Consider the following 17,921-nt stretch of genomic DNA (forward strand, 5'->3'; position numbering starts at 1 on the left):
CTATCCTTTAATTTTTTCAATAATCAAGCTTGTAGATTTTCCCTCTACAAAATCAATTAAGATCGTTTGTCCTGCAAACTCACTACCCACAACCTCTTTATCCTTGTAGTCTGCACCCTTAACTAGGATATCTGGCTGAATTGCTTGAATCAAATTTAAAGGCGTATCTTCATCAAATAACACTACAAAATCCACACTCTCCAATCCCGCCAACACAAATGCTCTATCATCTTGCGAATTAATAGGCCTCATCTCTCCCTTTAATCTTTTCACAGAAGCATCTGTATTTAAGCCTACAATCAAAATATCCCCTAATTCTTTGGCTTCTTGAAGATATTGAATATGCCCTCTATGTAAAATATCAAAACAACCATTTGTAAAAATAATTTTTTGATTTTGATTTTTTAAAAAATCTAATAGAGCTTCTAAAGTTATGATTTTTTGATTTTGATGAGGGTTTTTTGAATTTAAAAACAAAAGAATCTCATCCATACTAGCAACAGCACTACCCACTTTACTTACAACAACTGCAGCAGCTGCATTTGCAAATTTACAAGCATTATAAATATCTATACTTTGAGCTAGACAAAAAGCCAAACTTGCGATTACTGTGTCTCCTGCTCCTGTTACATCAAAAACTTCTTTAGCAACTGTAGGAATTTTTAAAATCTTATCATTTTGATCTAAAATACCAATCCCATCTTCACTCAATGTAATTAAAGAAAATGACAGACTGCAATCCTTTTTCATTTTTTGTGCAGCCAACTCTAAGCTTTTTGAATCTACAATTTGAATATGCGTAGCCTCTTGAGCCTCTTTTTTATTTGGAGTAAGCAAGGTTGCACCTTTATACTTAGTATAATCCACTCCCTTTGGGTCACATAAAATAGGAATATTCTCACTTCTTGCTAGACCAATTATTTTTTGTGTAATATCCTTAGTCAAAACTCCTTTATTATAGTCTGAAAGGATGATTGCACTATATTTATGGATATTCTCCTCTATGCTCTCATAAATCTTTTCTTGCAAATCTTTTATAAGTTCTTGTTTATTTTCTCTATCAACTCTTAGTATCTGCTGATTTGAAAGTATTACTCTGGTTTTTTGAGTTGTGGGTCGCATAGAATCCACAACAATTTGTTGAATCCCAATCATCAACTCATTGAGCCTAGATACTAGCCACTCTCCCATAGCATCAGAACCCACTACTCCACATAAATCTACCTTTGCACCCATTGCAACAAGATTATTAGCAACATTGCAAGCCCCACCCAAGCGATTACTCTCATTCCTTACATCTACTACCTGAACGGGGGCCTCCGGAGATATTCTTGTGCTCTCACCCCAAATATAATGATCTACCATCAAATCACCAACAACCAAAATTGTGGGTTGTTTCTTAGAGAACTTAAACATTATAAACCTTCAAAAATCTTTTTTATCTCTGGAATATAGCTTGCAATCCCATCCTCTAAACTATACTTTGGCTGATAACCTAAATCTTGGAAAAACTCCTCAATATCTGCTTGTGTATGCATTTGAAAGAATTTATAGGGATTTGGGATATATTCCACTTCAAACTCTCCCAAATGATCTTGAAGACAATTAACAATATCATTATAACTTCTTGAAATACCACTCCCTACATTATAAATTCCACCTTTTTTAGCGCCTGCGGCCAAGATATTTGCCTCTACAACATCCTTAATATAGACAAAATCCCTTCTTTGCTCTCCAAACTCAAATAATCTTACTTTTTTATTCTCAAGGGCCTGCAATCCAAGTTGCAAAATCATTGAAGCAGTTTTTCCTTTATAAAATTCTCTCTCACCATAAACATTAAAAAATCGTAGTCCCACTATGGGCAGATTAGGGTTATTAGTCAAAAGCTTTCTTACACTCATATCCATCATCAACTTTGAAAAACCATACACATTCTCTGGATTCTCTCCTTTTCCAACAACATTTGGAGCCTTTGTATTCCCATAGGTACCAGCAGAAGAGGCATATACCATCACAGCTTCTTTTTTCAAACACATTTGCAATAAATCCAAAAATGCCAGATGATTTGTTTGCATTACAAGTTCTTGATCCATTACAGTAGTATCTGAGATTGCTGCATGATGAAACATTACATCAAAATCTATTGCTTCTAAATATTGTCTATCTTGAGGACAATTAATATCTCCAACAATTACTTCACCTTGAAAACCAATTAGATTCTTAAAATGTCCCAAAGATGTAGGATTGCCACTTGCAAAAGTTTTATCATTTCTAAATTTATCAAATACAATCACTCTAGCCTTAGGAAAAAATTCTTGAAAATAAAAAGCCAAACTACTTCCTATAAAACCAGCACCCCCTGTTATCACAATTGTCTTATGATTAAAATCTTGCATTATTTTATTATCTCCTTTTGCAACAAATTTAGAATCTCTTTTACAGAGTTTACCTGATATAGATCTTGCATAGGCACTTCAGGATTATTTTCTAATTGGTTTTTAATTAAGATTTTATACTTAATTCCAGCATTTTGTGCTGCTTCCACATCACTTACCTTATCTCCAATCAAAATACTTTGTGCAAGATTAATCTTAAAATCAGAGATCGCTTTTTGAAGCATTCCAGGCTTTGGCTTTCTACAAAGACAATCTTCATCAGAGCGATGGGGACAAAAATAAATATCATCAAAACCAAACCCCAATCTCTTTTTTAGCTCATTTTGCATGTATTTTGATAATATCTTAAAATCATCAAGAGTATAATACCCCATCCCTATACCTGATTGATTTGTCACTAGCAACAAGAGATATCCCTTTGCTTTGCAAAATTCTAAGAGTTCAAATATCCCATCACAAAAAATAAAATCTTCTTGTCGATAAACATATCCAAAATCCCTATTAATCACTCCATCTCTATCAAAGAATACTGCTTTCATTATCTCTCCTAAATAACCTATTCCTACTTATCAATGAGATTTTATATTATTATGTTTACAATTTTGACATCCTTGATGTTCTCCACCACAATGATGACTTTGCATATTTTGATGATGCTGATGCGATGGATTTTGCAATTTAGTAATTCCCTGATAAATATTAAATCCTCCAAGGCCTACCATACCAATAAAACTTAGAGCTAAAAAGATTTTACGAAAGGCTGATGTTATACCAATCCCTAAAATAAAACCAAAAATAAACATAGGAATTAAAGTAGCAATTCCAAAAACACCCATTATTAAGATTCCATCCAAAACACTTTTGCTCATCAAAGCAATACCAGCAAAATAATACACCATTCCACAAGGTAAAAAACCATTTAAAACCCCAAGAGCATAAAAACTAAGTATGCTATCAGACCTAAGGGCATTAAAGGCTCTTTTATAAAATGAAGAATTAGAAACATTGGGTTCAATTTTTGTAATTATCTTTGGAAAAAAGACATAACAAAATGCAAATAACACAAGAAAGGTCCCAAGAAAAATTAAAAACCATCCACTCAATTTAGCATTAAGATTGATACTATATCCTATGATTCCACAAAATAAACCAATTAAAACATAGCTTGTAATACGCCCTAGATTATAAAGACAATGTCTTACTCCCAAAGATAAAAATTTTGTATTTGAAGATGTTTTTAAGGGCATAATAGCAGTTAAAATCCCTCCACACATTCCTATACAATGAGCAAAAGACATTGATAAAGCAACAAAAAAAATACTTAATAATTCCTGCATCACATTCCACCTGTATCAAGAGATTTTTGCATCATCTCTTGTGCTTTTTTTATACTTTCTAATTGAATATCCCTATCCTTATTATTATTATTATTATTTTTTGTCTCCAATTGAGGAATAGTATTTTGCAATTCCTCAATAGATGCAACTCCTTTTGGCATTTTTACAAACACATTTTGATAATTTTTATTACCCATTTTATGCTTCACATAAACTTCACCAGTAACCGTATTATACAAATATGTATCCTCTTTATCCGCAAACATCTGCCATTGCGAAAAAGCACCCGTAACCACCAAAAACAATACACAAAGATATTTCATAACTTTCCTTATTTTTATCAGACAATTTTTTTCTTTTTCTCTCCAAAATAATACTTTTTATTTAAAAAGAAAAATACACTAATTCTCACAATAATTACACCAATTTCTAAGATATTTTATTGCATCACACTCCCCATTTCTAGAATATTCACAACTGCACCAACCACTTCATAACAAAAAAAGGATTAAAACAATCATCTTAATTGCATCCATATACTATAAGCTCTTAAAAAGTCTTTTTTATTACAGCCTTAATCCAAATCCCTACCATATGTCATTTAAAAATTTAAATCAGATAAGAAATCTTATTTAACAAACAAGGACTAATTAGTCCCTTAATTAGCAAACATAAATTTTTATTCTAAATATAAAAAACCTCAAGCGCCCTTAAATACCCTCCTTTGGTGATGCAATCTTCATCGAACAATCCCTTGATTCATAAGCTCTAAAGCTTTCTCCATTCCTCTAAAAACTAACATTTCATCATAAATACTATTATCAAAAAACTTTGAAATAAACTTACCATCTCCCCCGGTAAAAAATATTTTTTTGCTCTTTGCCATAGAATCAATGAGTGCTTTTAATCCTCTAAAAACTCCAAAACTAACTGCATCCTGTGTATTTTGGGGTAAATCTCTTAGATTAATAGAAAAATTAAAATTTTTTCCTAAAATGGGTGAAATCTCTTCGAAAGCTTTTAAATATGAAAATAACCCCGGAAGGATACAACCCCCTAGATGCATCCCCTCCTGCATTACATCAATTGTGATTGCACTACCAGCATCTACAATTACACCATCAGATATACCCAAGCAAGCTGCCTTCCTATCAACCCCCATACCTGCATATAATGTATCAATTTGAACAAATCTCTCTATATTCCTTGCACTGCGATCTAAACTTAGGAGCTTTTCCTCATGTTTTTTACAAACACTAATATAATAAATTTGAGAATTTAAAAGCTTCTTATCAAGCTTTTGAGGCAAAACTTTCCAAATACTTCTTCTATCATAAAAATGAAAGTATGTATTTCCAATATCACAAAGTATCATTTGTTCCAATCTTTTGAAAAATCCAAGAAATACTTATCATAATAGATTCTCTTATCATCATAAAACACGATACCATTTCCAAGCACTTTGCCTAAGATATTTTGTAAATAATAAACATCATAAGAAAAATCTTTTAAATCTACTTTAATTAAATATCCCTGTCTTTCCATTGTAAAAAGATTATCTTGATTGATAACAATAGCACTTAATGATGCAAAGGGTAACTCTATCTCATTTAAAACCCTCAAAGTAGAATCTAGCTCTATAATTTTTCCCTCAAGTGTTAAAACATAATAATTTCCCTTATAAAACTTCACATCATTGACATTAGCCTCATAGGAAAATGTCTTTCCATCAACTAATGTCATAATCTTTTTTGGAGTTGCTGCTAGTATTTTAGAATCCTCAGCCTCTAAAAAAATTACATTGCTAAAAAACTGTTCAGAATTAACAATCACAACTCTTTGGACTTTTAGATCTCTTAAAGAAACTACTACAAGCTGTCCATCAAGCGTAGGGAACACGACATTTGTATCTAAAAATACTGGTTTTGCAATTAAAGAATTTACTGCAATGATAGATGAGCCTCTATCACTAAAAACAATGCTTTTTTTTGTAATATCAATAACTCCATAAGAATTATCATTTAAAACAAAAGCTAAAAAATTATCTTTAATATTTCCTGCAACTAAGCAGGTAGAAACTCCAAATTCTGTAGATTCTTGTGTGGTTTTATTGATGATTTCAATGTGCTGACAATCTTTAGCAAGAATATAATATTCTTGTGTTTCTTGGATGATCTTAGATTCTTTTTTAAGTTTTAAAAGTGTCTTTCCACTTTGTGTAATCGCCTCTCCATTTTTAAGCATAGCGCTATTACGGCTTGTCCAACTTAACTCACTTGTTAAAAAGTGGTTAAAGGTGACAGACCCACTTACCTGTTTTGGTTCAAAATCTTTTCTTTGACTGCATCCATTAAAATAAAAAAAAATAGCTAACCCAAGAGCAAGGATACGATAAATTCTCATTTCCTTAACCTTCATAATGATAGTGTAATAATAATCTTACCAACTCTCTTACCACAGAATTCTGATCTATAGATTGCAAGACCTCCCTAGCCTCTTGAATCTTTTTTTGCTCTATCATCAAGAAAGCTTGTTGAATCTTTGCAAGATCTACAAAACCATCTGTACTTAATGCACCTAATTTATCCATATTTTGTTCTAAAGATGCAAGTTGATAGGTTGCAAAATTTTTTACCAATAAATTTTTAGAATCCACCATCTTTTTTAAAGAAGATGCGTCATTTGTCTTAACCGCTTGCGATAAAAGAAAGATTTCTAATAATTGGGATGACTTTTTCCCTAAAGCATCAATTAAAGCTTGATTATTTGGTTCTTTAAGTAACTTTTCATAAATCTCTGTTGCCTCTATAGCCCTTTTTTCTTCCATTTTTGCATTTACCTGTAAAAACAAAAAATATCCAATCAAGACAACAGCCAAAGTAATCAATAAATATTTATATTTTTTAAAAAAGCGCTCTAATCTAAAAGCACTCTCAAAAATTTTCTCATCTGAAGAAAAACTCTCTTTTGCTACTTGTAAATTTTCCTTTAAACTCACTTTCTTCCTTCCTTTAACAAATTAAATTCCACTACTACCAAAACCACCCTCTCCTCTTTTTGTATCAGAAAGCTCTTCGCAAATCTCAAAAACTGCTCTTTCATATTTTGCTACTACTCCTTGAGCGATACGATCCCCCTTGCGAATTACAAAATCATCACTAGAATGATTATATAAAATAACCATTATCTCACCACGATAATCACTATCAATTGTTCCAGGAGAATTTAAGACAGTTATTTTATGTTTTAAGGCCAATCCACTTCTTGGTCTGATTTGGAGTTCAAAACCCTCTTCAAGCTCAAATGCCAACCCTGTTTTAATTAACAATGCATCCCTTGCCCTGATAGTATAATCATCAATAGAATGAATATCAAAGCCTGCAGCACCTGAAGTTTGATACTCTGGAATAATAGCATCTGGATGTATCTTTTTAATCTTGATCTTCATATTTAAAACTCAATTGGCTTATAGCAAATTTCTAGAATCTCAAAATCATTTTCACCGCTTGGTAAAACAATACTAACCTCATCACCAACTTCCTTACCAATAAGGCTTTTTGCAATAGGCGAACCAAAGGAAATCAAACCTTTTGATGGATCGCTCTCAATACTCCCAACTATTGTATAAGAAAAAGTCTTTTGAGTATCTAAATTTAAAATCTTTACACTACTTCCAAAACTAACCTTATCATGAGCTAGGGTTGATGGATCTATAATTTGTGCATTTGCCAACAAAAGGGAGAGATCATTGATCCTTGCTTCAATAAATAACTGTTTTTCTTTTGCTGCATGATACTCTGCATTTTCTTTCAAGTCTCCATGACTCCTTGCCACTTCTATCTCTGCAACAATATTAGGGCGCTGATTTTCTTTCAAATCTTTTAATTCTGCGCATAATTTTTCATACCCGTGTTGAGTAATTGGTTCTTTTGACATCAACTCTCCTTAAATAAAACTATATGATACAAAAAGCAGTTTAATAACTTAAGTCTCTTATCCATTGTGCGATATTTTTTGCACTTCCAAATCTAAGATATTCCCTAATTTGTTTGCTATTTTTAAAGAATTCTTGTTGATTTGTATTTTGATAGGCAGCAAAAAGATTTTCTACATTAAATGCATCTTGCACGAGTTCTGGATGCATTTTACTATCTCCTCTTCCTGGCCTTTCTTTATTTAGTGCATTAAAAAATATATTTGCTAGACCTATGTATTTTAGATCTGTCATTTTACTTAAAAAAAAGTAGTCAAACTTGCTTGTTTTATATCCTAAAACAAAAGGGGTGCCTACAATAGCAGATTCTAAAGTTGCTGTCCCGCTACAAATAAAAGCAAACTCTGCATTTAACAAACTTTCTCTTGAATCATAAGAAATCACAAAATCTTTAACCCCATCCCCATAGATCTCTTGTAAATTATCTTCTTTAAAGAGCTTAGGAACTATCAATATCTTTTCTTTATCTCTAAAATACCGCATACCAAGATCATAAAAAATTGGAAAGATTCTCCTTATTTCACTTCTCCTACTACCAGGCATAAAAACAATCCCACTACCACCACAAGATTGCTTAAACTGCTTAATAGAATCTAATAAAGGATGTCCTACATAGGAAGCTTTATGTTTATAATAATCTACTTCAAATGGTAATATTGCACCCAACTTATCACAATTACTCTCAATCACCTTAGCACGCCAAGACTTCCAAGCCCAAACCTGAGGCAAAATATAATAGACAATTGGTTTATTTGGAAATTTTTTTTTGATTTTTTTTGCAAGAGGAATATGAAATGAAGAGGCATCCAAAAGCAAAACTAGATCTACTTTTTCAGCCAACTCAAGCATTTGTTTTTGAACTTGCATAAAGAAAAATACTTTCTTTAAAACATCAAGGATACCCATTACAGAAAAATCTTTAGGCGTATATAAGGGTTTTCCCAAACTGGAATCAAAAATACCAAAGAGTTCAATCTCTCCTTCATTGAACTCTTGCATCAATGTTTTTAAATGCTCATTAGAACTAGATTCCAATGCACTAACTAATATCTTCATTTTTTCCCATCCGTTCTTTTAAAATCATCTCGGTATAAGCATCTCTTAATTCTATTTTTAATTGAGAATTTTCTAGTTCCAACTCTGCAATTTTATTTCGAAATTCCCTACCTTCTTTAAGTGCAATTCTATATTTACTAAACAAACTTTCATCATAAACTTTGCGTGCAGCCCTCAACTTCTTGATTTCTCCATTTTCTAAAAAAACCTCCACCTCCTTTAATTCCTCTGGTAGAACTTCTTGTTTTTTATTCTTTAATGCATCCTTTTCTTTCATTAGTTTTTCAACATTTTTCTGGACATTTTGCCTCACCCTCTTTTCTTTTAACCCTACAAGAGATTCTTCATAAGCTTCTTTTTGTTTTTTAAGCTCTAGCACCTCTGCTCTAAGCTCTAAAATCTCATTACGACATTGTCTTAGCTTTTCTTGGTCTTTTTGTATCTCAATTTGATATTCTTCTTTTTCTTGGGAAAATTTTTCTCTCTCATTTTCAAAAATCTTAAAAATCTCCCAACTCTCTTTTATATCAACGAGTTTTTGAAAAAATAAATTAAAATCTTTCATTACTCTTCTGTCTCTTCTTGCAACAACTCTAAGCTTACTAAGTACATCTCTTTCCCTTCAATCATTTTTAAAGCATTGGAATTGCATTTTATACACTCACCATAAGCAATACCATTTGGCTGAAATATTTCACCGCACTTCTGGCACTCTAATTTGACTCTCTCTTCTTTAATTTCTAGTAATGCATTTTTGCAAAAGCTGCTTTCTTCTCTAAAGGTTTCAAAGGCGCTGATAAAAAGACTTTTATCCATTCCACTACGCTCTCCTATTGAGACTACAACTTTTGCAACTTTTTGAGCATTATTAGCCTTTGCATTTTCTTCACATAAATCAATTAAAGAAGCAACTACAGAATATTCATGCATTATTTATCACCTTTCAAAAATTGATTTTTTATATTCTATACTTCTTGGTTTAACTTCTCCTAATTGCTCTAGAGTCTCTTTGATGCCCTCTATTATACATAACTCCTTGAGCTCACTACTCTTTCCAAAATAAGAAATATAATTTTTAAGAGCTACCTGAAGATCATTTTGCTTTTGAGAATCAATTGCTTTAATCTCATAATAATAAGCAATTTGAAAGGTTGTATCAATTCTACTCTTCCATTTTTCCAACATAAAATATTCTTTCAATAGCTCATAAACCTCTCCAGTCTTTCCAGATTGTGCTAAATCCATTGCCTTTTTAAAGGTTTTTAAAAAGAACTCCTCAATCTCAAGATAGGTTTCTGAAGAAATTAGCAATGGAAAGTCCTCCAAAATTTTATAACAATCTTTATAGAGCCTATCTTTAAAAGCTTTTTGCATTTTATCTTGCATCTCATAAAAAACTTTTAGAGAATCTGCTTCTTCTTTAAATAAATCAATCTCCTGCAAAATATTCATTTTTTCTTCAATCTCTTCATTTCCCTTTGCAATCAAAATATGATTTTGCAAGTACTGTAAAATCTCATTATAAAAATTCAATACCTTAGCATATGCCCGCGTTACTTTTAAAAATGGATTTTTCTGACAAATTTCATATGCCTCTTTATATTGATGATTTTTTAACATATTTACCAAACTACTATATTGAGTAAAATGATGGAATAAAATATGGATTCTATCTCTTTTTTCAGGAATTTGCATAAATGGCTCTAAAAGCTTTTTAACCCTATAAATTTGATGGCCATAATCACTCTCTAGCATCTTTTTTGATGCTGCAAGTATTTTTTCAAAATACTTTTCAAGGTCTTCAAAAGCCTTAGTTTTTTTCAATCCTTTTTGTTGATCTGCAATTTGATAGGCTTTTTGATACAAACCTGCTTCAATTGAATCCAAAAACTCACACAATACCTTTTTATGTGTTAGATATCTCTTAAACTCTTTGTTAATTTTTGGATCCTCCAAATAAGGTTCTGCAATACTTAATGCCTGATCAACTTGGTTGCTTCCAAAAAGCTTGATAACATCTTCTAAAACTTCTTTCCAATTTTCCTCTCTTAACTTCTTATAATTTAAATCAAGTTTTAAAAAAATATTGTTTTCTTGCGCAAAAATCCTTGCCTCTTCATAGCTTTTTGTATCTAAGAGCTGAGTGAAAACATCTCTTTTATATAAGGTATCAATAAAAAATACTTTTCCACTAACAAAGCAAATACAAATATGGTTTTTCACGCTATAAATAAAACTCACTCCTTTTTCAGGCAAATTTATCTCTACAAAATTCTTGTTTTCTTCAAGATTATGAATCCGCAACTTATCATCTCTACCTACAATATATGCATATTTTCCATCATTGCTTAAAATACACCGATGCAACCAAGCATCATAAACCTTATTTATCTTTTCTTGCTTGCTTGTTAAATCAAGAATGCCACTCTCACCCTCTTGACAAATATAAAAAATCTTCCCATCATCATCAAAAAAAAGAATATCCACAACCACACTTGGTGTATCAAGCTCTAAGATAAAATCAAAGGCTTTTAAATCATAAAGCAGTAGTTTATGTTCAAAAGTCCCAAAAGCTATAAAGTGAGATTTATTATCAAAAACAATGCAAGAAATATAATCAGGCTGAACTGGACACATCGTATAAAACTTTGCATCTTCGGTATATACAAAAACCCTACCATCTTCACCCCCTGTGGCAAAAAATTTCAAATCAGGAGAAAAGGTAGAACAGCTAATATCAGCTCTATGAGATTTTATGCTTTTTTTTACCACCAATCTCTCATCCTCAATCGCATAAAGCTTGCATTCTGCACTGCCAACACCTGGGATCAAAACCCTGTTGTCTTTTGAACAAAAAATGGCTTTAGAATAAATATGATGCTTTTGCTTATCACGTAGAGTTCTTTTTCCAAAAATCAATTTTTGACTTTCAAAAGAGTAAAAAAACACCCCATAGGAATTATCAACAAGTATCAAATTATCTTGATTGTCACCTATACCTAAAATTGGGTTTAAAAACTTTAAAATTTTGTGATTTTTAAACACTTCCCTGCCTAATGAAAGATTATCATTCTTGCACATTATACTTAATAAAAATGTATTAGAATTACACTTTTAGAGTTATCTTGATAAGGAAATAGAAAAAAATGCAAAAGCGCTACACAACAAAAAGCATCCAAATTGGAAATGTAAAAATTGGAGGAGATTCTCCAATAAGTGTTCAAAGTATGACCTTCACAAAAACAATGGATATACAAGCCACATTAGAACAGATACAACGGCTTTATTTTGCAGGTGCAGATCTTGTCAGAGTGGCAGTAAGTGATGAAAAAGATGCAAATGCACTAGCAGAGTTAAAAAAACTCTCTCCCTTACCAATTATTGCTGATATCCATTTCCGCTATAAGCTTGCATTGATTGCAGCAGAAAGCGTAGATGCAATCCGAATCAATCCTGGTAATATTGGAAGCAAGGATCGCATCAAAGCTGTTGCCAATGCCTGTAAATCTAGAAATATTCCAATTAGAATAGGTGTTAATGGAGGAAGCTTAGAAAAGGAATTTGAAATCAAGTATGGAGCAACCCCCAAGGGAATGGTAGAATCTGCACTTTATAATATAAAACTTCTAGAAGACTTTGGATTTGAAGATATAAAAATTTCCTTAAAATCAAGTGATGTTCAAAAAACAATTGAAGCCTATAGAATGCTAAGACCTCTTGTTGATTATCCCTTTCATCTTGGAGTTACAGAAGCTGGAACACTCTTTCATTCGGCAATCAAAAGCTCCATAGCACTGGGAAATCTATTATTAGATGGAATTGGAGATACAATCCGTGTTTCTATCACAGGAGAACTTGAAGAAGAAATCAAAGTTGCAAGAGCCATCCTGCAATATAGCGGAAGACAAAAATCAGGAATAACTATTGTATCTTGTCCAACTTGTGGAAGAATTGAAGCAGATCTTGTTTCAATGGTAAAAGAGGTAGAAAAAAGAATTGCACATATAAAAGTTCCTCTTCAAGTGAGCGTGATGGGATGTGCTGTTAATGCTCTAGGAGAAGCAAAACACGCTGATGTTGCAATTGCCTTTGGCAATAAGAGTGGGCTAATCATCAAAGAAGGAAAGATACTCTGCAAATTACCAGAAAATAAATTATTAGAAGCTTTTATACAAGAAGTGGAAAAAGTAGCAAAAGAAAAAGAGAATCTAAGCTAAGTTAGATTCTCTTTATTATTTAGAATTAGTAAGAAAGTTTAACAAATCCTATTGCATTACTACGTTGGAATCTACTAGACTTAAAGCCATTATTCACATAACCTCCACCAATCTTTAGGGCAATACCATTTAAACTTCCCTTAACTTGTTTATCAAACACAGTAAAAGATGCTATTGCAGAAAACTCATGATAATCCCCATCAGCATATAAAACATCTAAATCAAAGAAGCGACTTTTTACACCTGTAAATACATACCAAGTATTGTTCTTTTGGAAGAAATAATTTGCACTACCATAATACCCGTAATTTGGAGTTAAAAATTTTCCTCCATAAAATCTTGTAGCATCATTAATAGGTCTAATGCCATTTCCACCAGTTGTAGCTAAGAAACCACCACCTAGCTTAAAGATACCACCAAACAACAATTCCTCATCAATCATAAAGAGCATTGTGTCATCTTTACTAACGCCAAATGTATTCTGCCATAAGAAGTTAAAAGCTGTTGTAGTCTGAACTACTCCACCCTCTCCAAAAATCAGAGAAAGATCCGTTCCTGCCAAGATTGAATCATTTCCCTTATCTCTAAAGAAATAATTCATAAATGGATTAATCTTTAAGAATTTAAAATCAAAATTTAATCCACCTACAAATACCTCATTCCCAAAACCAAAGTGGGTAAAACTAGATGGAAAACGATGATAAGACATTAATTCTGAAGCAATGCGGTTTGGAGCATATCCATAAGTTGTAAAGTCATTCATCCATCCTAACCAAACTCCAAAATACCTAGTCTTCCATCTAGAAGCAACACCTTGCATATAAGCATTTGTCCAGCTTGATTCTAAAAACTCATTATTAAATCTACCTGCAGCTACAACTAAATCAGTAGTATCATACTTAATGTATAAATCAGAAAGATCAGCATAATCCTTAGAATAAGCCATATCTGCTTGATTTCCAAACCCCACCACACTTGTTCCATAAATTGGGAAAGAGCCATAAGCCCCTACACCAAGATGCAATGCATTGAATCCGAAATCTATCCCTAGGTGGCCTGTAACACCCCCGTATGAAGCCTTATCATTAGGTGCCTTATTTCCATTTGTCAACCCTTGGTTATATGCTCCTCCAATATGACCAAAGAAGTTGATATCTACTGCGTGTGCTCCAGTAGCAACTACTGTAGATAAAACCAGTGAGCTAAAAACTTTAGATTTCATAAAACATCTCCTTAGAATTTTTCCAAATAGCCCCCAGCGAAAGTTTTAAATCTAAGAGATCAAAAAACCGCAATAAGACTAAAAGACCTCTAGAGGATCGGCAAAAAGTGAAAAAATTTTAGAGACTTAGTAATAAAATTTCCCAAAAAATAAAAGACTGCTAGCTGAAGTGCTATTTTTCAATTGGGAATACACATATCCCATTCCAAAGTCAAACTGCATATTCTGCATTTTCCACACAGTATAATCTACCACCAAAGAATATTCTGTGTATTTTCCAAATGAAATAAGACCATCAATTTTTATAGGAATACTTTTACTATTTTTTAGGTTAATACCCCCAAAGACATAGCCACTGATTACTTGTTCTTTAAAATAAGGACTTGCAAATTCCAAGGGAGAGTGAATAATCTTTCCATAAAATCTTGAAGGATCACTAAAAGTATAAATTCCACCATTATTTTTAGAACTCAAAACTCCATAAACACCAGCCCCTAGATCAAAGATCTTATAAGTAAATTTTTGATCCAACCAAAGAAGACCTGCAACAGAATCGCTTGCGCTGAGCAAATTGCCATTTAAACTAGAAGTATTTCCCAACTGAAAGATTCCTCTAAGCTTTGTAACACTTTTCCAATCCCCTGAAATAACACCGGTATATCCAATATCCCCACCAAGTTGAAATAAAACTCCATTACGATTTGGCAGTCTATTAAATGGTAATTGAGTATCTAAAAGAGTAAAGGCAGAAGTCTCAAAACTCCCATTACTATACTTAAGACCCAAAGCAAAAACCTCACCCCATTTCCCCATAATATTTTTCTTACTTGTTGGATAATAACTACCAATTATGTTTGTCCCATATAAACTAAAAAGAGTATTCTTATGATCTCCTGTCAATAGCATAGAATCCATAAAAATACCCCAATAAGTGAGATTATCTACCTTCAATTGAGCAGAAGCTCCTTGAATATTACCTGCTATATAGTCAAAATCAACAAAGTTTGTATTAAATCTACCCAAAGCAAATTCTAATCTTGAATTGGCATAATGTGCAAAGATATCAGAAACATCTCCACCATCTCCAATACCACTATAATTTAAATCTCCATAGCTTGTTTTAGTAGCATTAAAGACATTCCATCCACCAATAGCACCTAAACCAAAACTCCAGCCATTGTCTAAAATAAATTTAGCACCAACATGAGCCATCAAATTACCATAGCTATGAGAAGAACCCACTCCTTGATTATACAATCCACCTAATGCACCAAATGACTTGATTTGCACATCCTCAGAAGAAAACAAAAAAACATTAAATAATAAAAACCATACAATCTTTCTCAAACTAAATCCCTTAAACCTAAATTACTCTGATTACTAAGTGTAATTCTAAGGAATAAAACTAATAAAATCAAGAGAAAGATTAGAATTTATATTGAACAAACCCTCGAATAAGAATATACTCTTTGCCCCCAAAATAATCTACAGCTTCGCTCTTATTATCCATACCAATTGCTGCAATACCCAATTCCAAACCACTTAGCTTTTTAAGTGGTGTCCCGGAAGTTTTTATCTCCCAGTTAAAGATGTTCTTCCCACTAATAAAAGTATTTCTTATTGCTGCATGTACTTTAAAATAGCTTTTCATCTCATATTTAAGAAAACCATAAACTGTGATTGCATCCCCCCAAAACATCCCTACAGGTCTTTCAAAAACTGTATGTTGCCCAAATGCATCAATCCTTGAAGCACCATCAGAATCAGTAGCTGAAAAACCCATTCCTCCTTCCAAACCATTCCAATACACTGAGCTATCTAGCATAAATAAGAAGCCAGCTCCAGCATTGGGTCCATACCACCCTTTATCCTGGATGTATGAGACAAAATCGGTACTCGCTTTGAAATAAATGGAATGTGGTAAAGGTAGATTTGTAGAAGCCTTAAAAGCCGCGGTAAAAAAGACTCCTGGTGCAAAATAAAAATAAGGGGTTATTGTTAGGGGAAAGTTAGGAATATCAATTGCACCTCTTAAAAGCATTGCACCAACCACGCGATACATTTTTCTAAAACCACTATTATAGTAGTTCTCTGTATAAGCATTTCTAAAAGCCCAAGTAAAGTTTAAAGAAATATTGTTTAATCCATCATAATCTACACTTATACCTTCTGTGTTATGAGTTATCCATTCCTCATCAATCTGATATCTACCTACTCTTATTCCAAATTTTTCATATTGATTGTAAAAATCCCCATACAAATTTGTTATTGTAAAAATGTCTTTATTTCTAGAAAATCCCCCAACATTCTGCTCAAATAGCTTAGCATTTAACCAAGCTTCCATACCTATCTTATATCCCCTATAACGAAGAGTTTGATAAGCCAATGACATATTTAAATCAACAAATGTAGGTTCTCTATTTGAGGCTTGTTGAGCATATGAGCCAACATGACCATTAAGATATCCCTGTTTAAAGGCTTCTTCAATTGTCCTAGCATCAGTATCTTGTGCCACAATAAAGTCTCCAAGACAGCAGATTAACACCATTATGGATAAAAAAAATCTCAACATTAACTTCCTTGCTACTTTACATTTAATCCTAAAAGTTTTGGTGCAATGCAAAATCACTTTATCAAATTCTTTGCAAGAATAAGCAATTTCAGTTCCATTAAAATCAAATTCAACAATAAGAGCAATTTCAATAAAAAATTGAATTCCAAAACTTGATTTAATTACACTAAAGTTTTATAATACAAATACACTTAATTTTAAAAATAAAGTTCAAGGATACAAACCCAATGAAAAAAAGTCTTTATGAAACTCTAGAAATATCCGAAAATGCAAGTCCTGAGGAAATAAAAAAAGCCTATAGAAAACTTGCAAGAAAATATCATCCAGACATTAATAAAGAAAAAGATGCCGAAGAAAAATTTAAAGAAATAAATGCTGCTTATGAAATTTTGAGCGATGAAAACAAAAAGGCTCAATATGACCAGTTTGGGGATAGTATGTTTGGGGGACAAAACTTCAGCGATTTTGCTAGAAACCAAGGTAATATTAACCTTGATGATATTCTCTCATCTATTTTTGGAAGTAGTGGTGGATTTGGTGCTGGGAATAGGAGTTTTTTTGGGGGTGGTTTCAGTAACTTTGGAAGTTTTGATGGTTTTTCTCAAAGTCTTGATGTTCATAGTAGTCTTAATATCCCCTTTAAAACTGCAATTCTTGGAGGGAAAGAACATATTCAATTACAATATGATAGTTTTGACATCAAAATACCTGCGGGTATTAAAGATGGGGAAACTATCAGAGTAAGGGGTAAGGGCAAGGGAAATGGGAACTTTAGAGGTGATTTATTGTTAAAAATCCAAATCATTGAAGACCCCACTTATACAAGAGATGGGGATAATCTTATCAAACAATGTGATATACCTCTTAAAGTTGCCCTATTTGGTGGAACTGTTAGTGTAGAGACACTCTATAAAGAAATTAAGCTCAAAATTCCAGAGAATACTAAAAATAATCAAAAATTTAGAATCAAGGAATTAGGTGCTAAAAATCGAAAAAATGGGCAAATGGGAGATCTTCATCTTAAGATAAATGTTATAATGCCACAACTACAAGATCTTTCCAAATCTCTACAAAAAAAGTTAAAAGAAGAATTGTCAGATCAAATTTAATCAAGGAGGTTTTCT

The 17,921-nt window shown here is 32.4% G+C and carries 19 protein-coding genes; 2 read left to right on the forward strand and 17 right to left on the reverse strand.

Annotation, left to right across the window (positions count from 1 at the left end):
* From rfaE1 to C6H31_RS05165, 14 genes are all read right to left on the reverse strand, one after another.
* Complete coding sequence (rfaE1, locus tag C6H31_RS05100; RefSeq protein WP_104697734.1) at window positions 1–1,416, reverse strand: D-glycero-beta-D-manno-heptose-7-phosphate kinase; 1,416 nt, start codon at window positions 1,414–1,416, stop codon at window positions 1–3.
* Window positions 1,416–2,399, reverse strand: a complete 984-nt coding sequence (gene rfaD, locus C6H31_RS05105; RefSeq protein WP_104697735.1) for an ADP-glyceromanno-heptose 6-epimerase — start codon at window positions 2,397–2,399, stop codon at window positions 1,416–1,418. Before rfaD ends, rfaE1 begins: the two co-directional genes overlap by 1 nt.
* On the reverse strand, window positions 2,399–2,938 hold the full coding sequence (locus C6H31_RS05110) for a D-glycero-alpha-D-manno-heptose-1,7-bisphosphate 7-phosphatase (protein WP_104697736.1): 540 nt from the start codon (window positions 2,936–2,938) through the stop codon (window positions 2,399–2,401). Before C6H31_RS05110 ends, rfaD begins: the two co-directional genes overlap by 1 nt.
* A gap of 30 nt (window positions 2,939–2,968) precedes the next feature.
* Window positions 2,969–3,736, reverse strand: coding sequence for a sulfite exporter TauE/SafE family protein (locus tag C6H31_RS05115; protein WP_104697737.1), 768 nt, complete (start codon window positions 3,734–3,736; stop codon window positions 2,969–2,971).
* A complete protein-coding gene (locus C6H31_RS05120) occupies window positions 3,736–4,059 on the reverse strand; it encodes a hypothetical protein (protein ID WP_104697738.1) in 324 nt (107 codons plus the stop codon). Before C6H31_RS05120 ends, C6H31_RS05115 begins: the two co-directional genes overlap by 1 nt.
* Before the next feature lie 416 nt (window positions 4,060–4,475).
* A complete protein-coding gene (locus tag C6H31_RS05125) occupies window positions 4,476–5,111 on the reverse strand; it encodes a type III pantothenate kinase (RefSeq protein ID WP_104697739.1) in 636 nt (211 codons plus the stop codon).
* Window positions 5,108–6,139: a hypothetical protein gene (locus tag C6H31_RS05130; RefSeq protein WP_104697740.1), complete on the reverse strand. Its 1,032-nt coding sequence runs from the start codon at window positions 6,137–6,139 to the stop codon at window positions 5,108–5,110. The genes C6H31_RS05125 and C6H31_RS05130 overlap by 4 nt, the downstream gene beginning before the upstream one ends.
* A gap of 4 nt (window positions 6,140–6,143) precedes the next feature.
* On the reverse strand, window positions 6,144–6,734 hold the full coding sequence (locus C6H31_RS05135) for a tetratricopeptide repeat protein (protein ID WP_104697741.1): 591 nt from the start codon (window positions 6,732–6,734) through the stop codon (window positions 6,144–6,146).
* Window positions 6,735–6,755: 21 nt separating this feature from the next.
* Entirely contained in the window at window positions 6,756–7,184 is a 429-nt protein-coding gene (gene dut / locus C6H31_RS05140; RefSeq protein WP_104697742.1) for a dUTP diphosphatase, read from the reverse strand.
* A 2-nt stretch (window positions 7,185–7,186) separates the two neighbouring features.
* Window positions 7,187–7,672 carry a transcription elongation factor GreA gene (greA, locus tag C6H31_RS05145; protein ID WP_104697743.1) on the reverse strand — a complete coding sequence of 162 codons (486 nt, stop codon included), beginning with the start codon at window positions 7,670–7,672 and terminating at the stop codon, window positions 7,187–7,189.
* A gap of 40 nt (window positions 7,673–7,712) precedes the next feature.
* Window positions 7,713–8,786 carry a lipid-A-disaccharide synthase gene (lpxB, locus tag C6H31_RS05150; protein WP_104697744.1) on the reverse strand — a complete coding sequence of 358 codons (1,074 nt, stop codon included), beginning with the start codon at window positions 8,784–8,786 and terminating at the stop codon, window positions 7,713–7,715.
* Window positions 8,770–9,351, reverse strand: a complete 582-nt coding sequence (gene mua, locus C6H31_RS05155; RefSeq protein WP_104697745.1) for a nickel-binding protein Mua — start codon at window positions 9,349–9,351, stop codon at window positions 8,770–8,772. The genes lpxB and mua overlap by 17 nt, the downstream gene beginning before the upstream one ends.
* A complete protein-coding gene (hypA, locus tag C6H31_RS05160; protein WP_104697746.1) occupies window positions 9,351–9,716 on the reverse strand; it encodes a hydrogenase/urease nickel incorporation protein HypA in 366 nt (121 codons plus the stop codon). The genes mua and hypA overlap by 1 nt, the downstream gene beginning before the upstream one ends.
* Window positions 9,717–9,722: 6 nt before the next feature.
* Entirely contained in the window at window positions 9,723–11,831 is a 2,109-nt protein-coding gene (locus C6H31_RS05165; protein ID WP_104697747.1) for a WD40 repeat domain-containing protein, read from the reverse strand.
* A 101-nt stretch (window positions 11,832–11,932) separates the two neighbouring features.
* Between C6H31_RS05165 and ispG the strand changes: the two genes are divergently transcribed.
* Complete coding sequence (gene ispG, locus C6H31_RS05170) at window positions 11,933–13,003, forward strand: flavodoxin-dependent (E)-4-hydroxy-3-methylbut-2-enyl-diphosphate synthase (protein WP_104697748.1); 1,071 nt, start codon at window positions 11,933–11,935, stop codon at window positions 13,001–13,003.
* 25 nt (window positions 13,004–13,028) lie between these two features.
* On the opposite strand, the gene C6H31_RS05175 is transcribed toward ispG, so the two are convergent.
* From C6H31_RS05175 to C6H31_RS05185, 3 genes are all read right to left on the reverse strand, one after another.
* Window positions 13,029–14,225, reverse strand: a complete 1,197-nt coding sequence (locus C6H31_RS05175) for a hypothetical protein (RefSeq protein ID WP_104697749.1) — start codon at window positions 14,223–14,225, stop codon at window positions 13,029–13,031.
* Between the two features lie 126 nt (window positions 14,226–14,351).
* Window positions 14,352–15,572, reverse strand: coding sequence for a hypothetical protein (locus tag C6H31_RS05180; RefSeq protein ID WP_104697750.1), 1,221 nt, complete (start codon window positions 15,570–15,572; stop codon window positions 14,352–14,354).
* 79 nt (window positions 15,573–15,651) lie between these two features.
* On the reverse strand, window positions 15,652–16,797 hold the full coding sequence (locus tag C6H31_RS05185) for an outer membrane family protein (protein WP_104697751.1): 1,146 nt from the start codon (window positions 16,795–16,797) through the stop codon (window positions 15,652–15,654).
* Between the two features lie 227 nt (window positions 16,798–17,024).
* Here C6H31_RS05185 and C6H31_RS05190 point away from each other — a divergent pair, with 227 nt between their 5' ends.
* Window positions 17,025–17,906, forward strand: coding sequence for a DnaJ C-terminal domain-containing protein (locus tag C6H31_RS05190; protein ID WP_104697752.1), 882 nt, complete (start codon window positions 17,025–17,027; stop codon window positions 17,904–17,906).
* Window positions 17,907–17,921 lie beyond the last annotated feature (15 nt).

Origin of the sequence: Helicobacter sp. 'house sparrow 1', from assembly GCF_900199585.1 — a bacterium.
Taxonomy (GTDB): Bacteria; Campylobacterota; Campylobacteria; order Campylobacterales; family Helicobacteraceae; genus Helicobacter_H.

Coding starts and splice junctions, on each gene's coding strand:
- rfaD (WP_104697735.1), bottom strand. CDS start 2,399: ATGCAAGATTTTAATCATAAGACAATTGTGATAACAGGGGGTGCTGGT.
- hypA (WP_104697746.1), bottom strand. CDS start 9,716: ATGCATGAATATTCTGTAGTTGCTTCTTTAATTGATTTATGTGAAGAA.
- C6H31_RS05125 (WP_104697739.1), bottom strand. CDS start 5,111: ATGATACTTTGTGATATTGGAAATACATACTTTCATTTTTATGATAGA.
- greA (WP_104697743.1), bottom strand. CDS start 7,672: ATGTCAAAAGAACCAATTACTCAACACGGGTATGAAAAATTATGCGCA.
- rfaE1 (WP_104697734.1), bottom strand. CDS start 1,416: ATGTTTAAGTTCTCTAAGAAACAACCCACAATTTTGGTTGTTGGTGAT.
- mua (WP_104697745.1), bottom strand. CDS start 9,351: ATGAAAGATTTTAATTTATTTTTTCAAAAACTCGTTGATATAAAAGAG.
- C6H31_RS05175 (WP_104697749.1), bottom strand. CDS start 14,225: ATGAAATCTAAAGTTTTTAGCTCACTGGTTTTATCTACAGTAGTTGCT.
- C6H31_RS05115 (WP_104697737.1), bottom strand. CDS start 3,736: ATGCAGGAATTATTAAGTATTTTTTTTGTTGCTTTATCAATGTCTTTT.
- ispG (WP_104697748.1), top strand. CDS start 11,933: ATGCAAAAGCGCTACACAACAAAAAGCATCCAAATTGGAAATGTAAAA.
- C6H31_RS05130 (WP_104697740.1), bottom strand. CDS start 6,139: ATGAGAATTTATCGTATCCTTGCTCTTGGGTTAGCTATTTTTTTTTAT.
- C6H31_RS05120 (WP_104697738.1), bottom strand. CDS start 4,059: ATGAAATATCTTTGTGTATTGTTTTTGGTGGTTACGGGTGCTTTTTCG.
- C6H31_RS05185 (WP_104697751.1), bottom strand. CDS start 16,797: ATGTTGAGATTTTTTTTATCCATAATGGTGTTAATCTGCTGTCTTGGA.
- C6H31_RS05110 (WP_104697736.1), bottom strand. CDS start 2,938: ATGAAAGCAGTATTCTTTGATAGAGATGGAGTGATTAATAGGGATTTT.
- lpxB (WP_104697744.1), bottom strand. CDS start 8,786: ATGAAGATATTAGTTAGTGCATTGGAATCTAGTTCTAATGAGCATTTA.
- dut (WP_104697742.1), bottom strand. CDS start 7,184: ATGAAGATCAAGATTAAAAAGATACATCCAGATGCTATTATTCCAGAG.
- C6H31_RS05190 (WP_104697752.1), top strand. CDS start 17,025: ATGAAAAAAAGTCTTTATGAAACTCTAGAAATATCCGAAAATGCAAGT.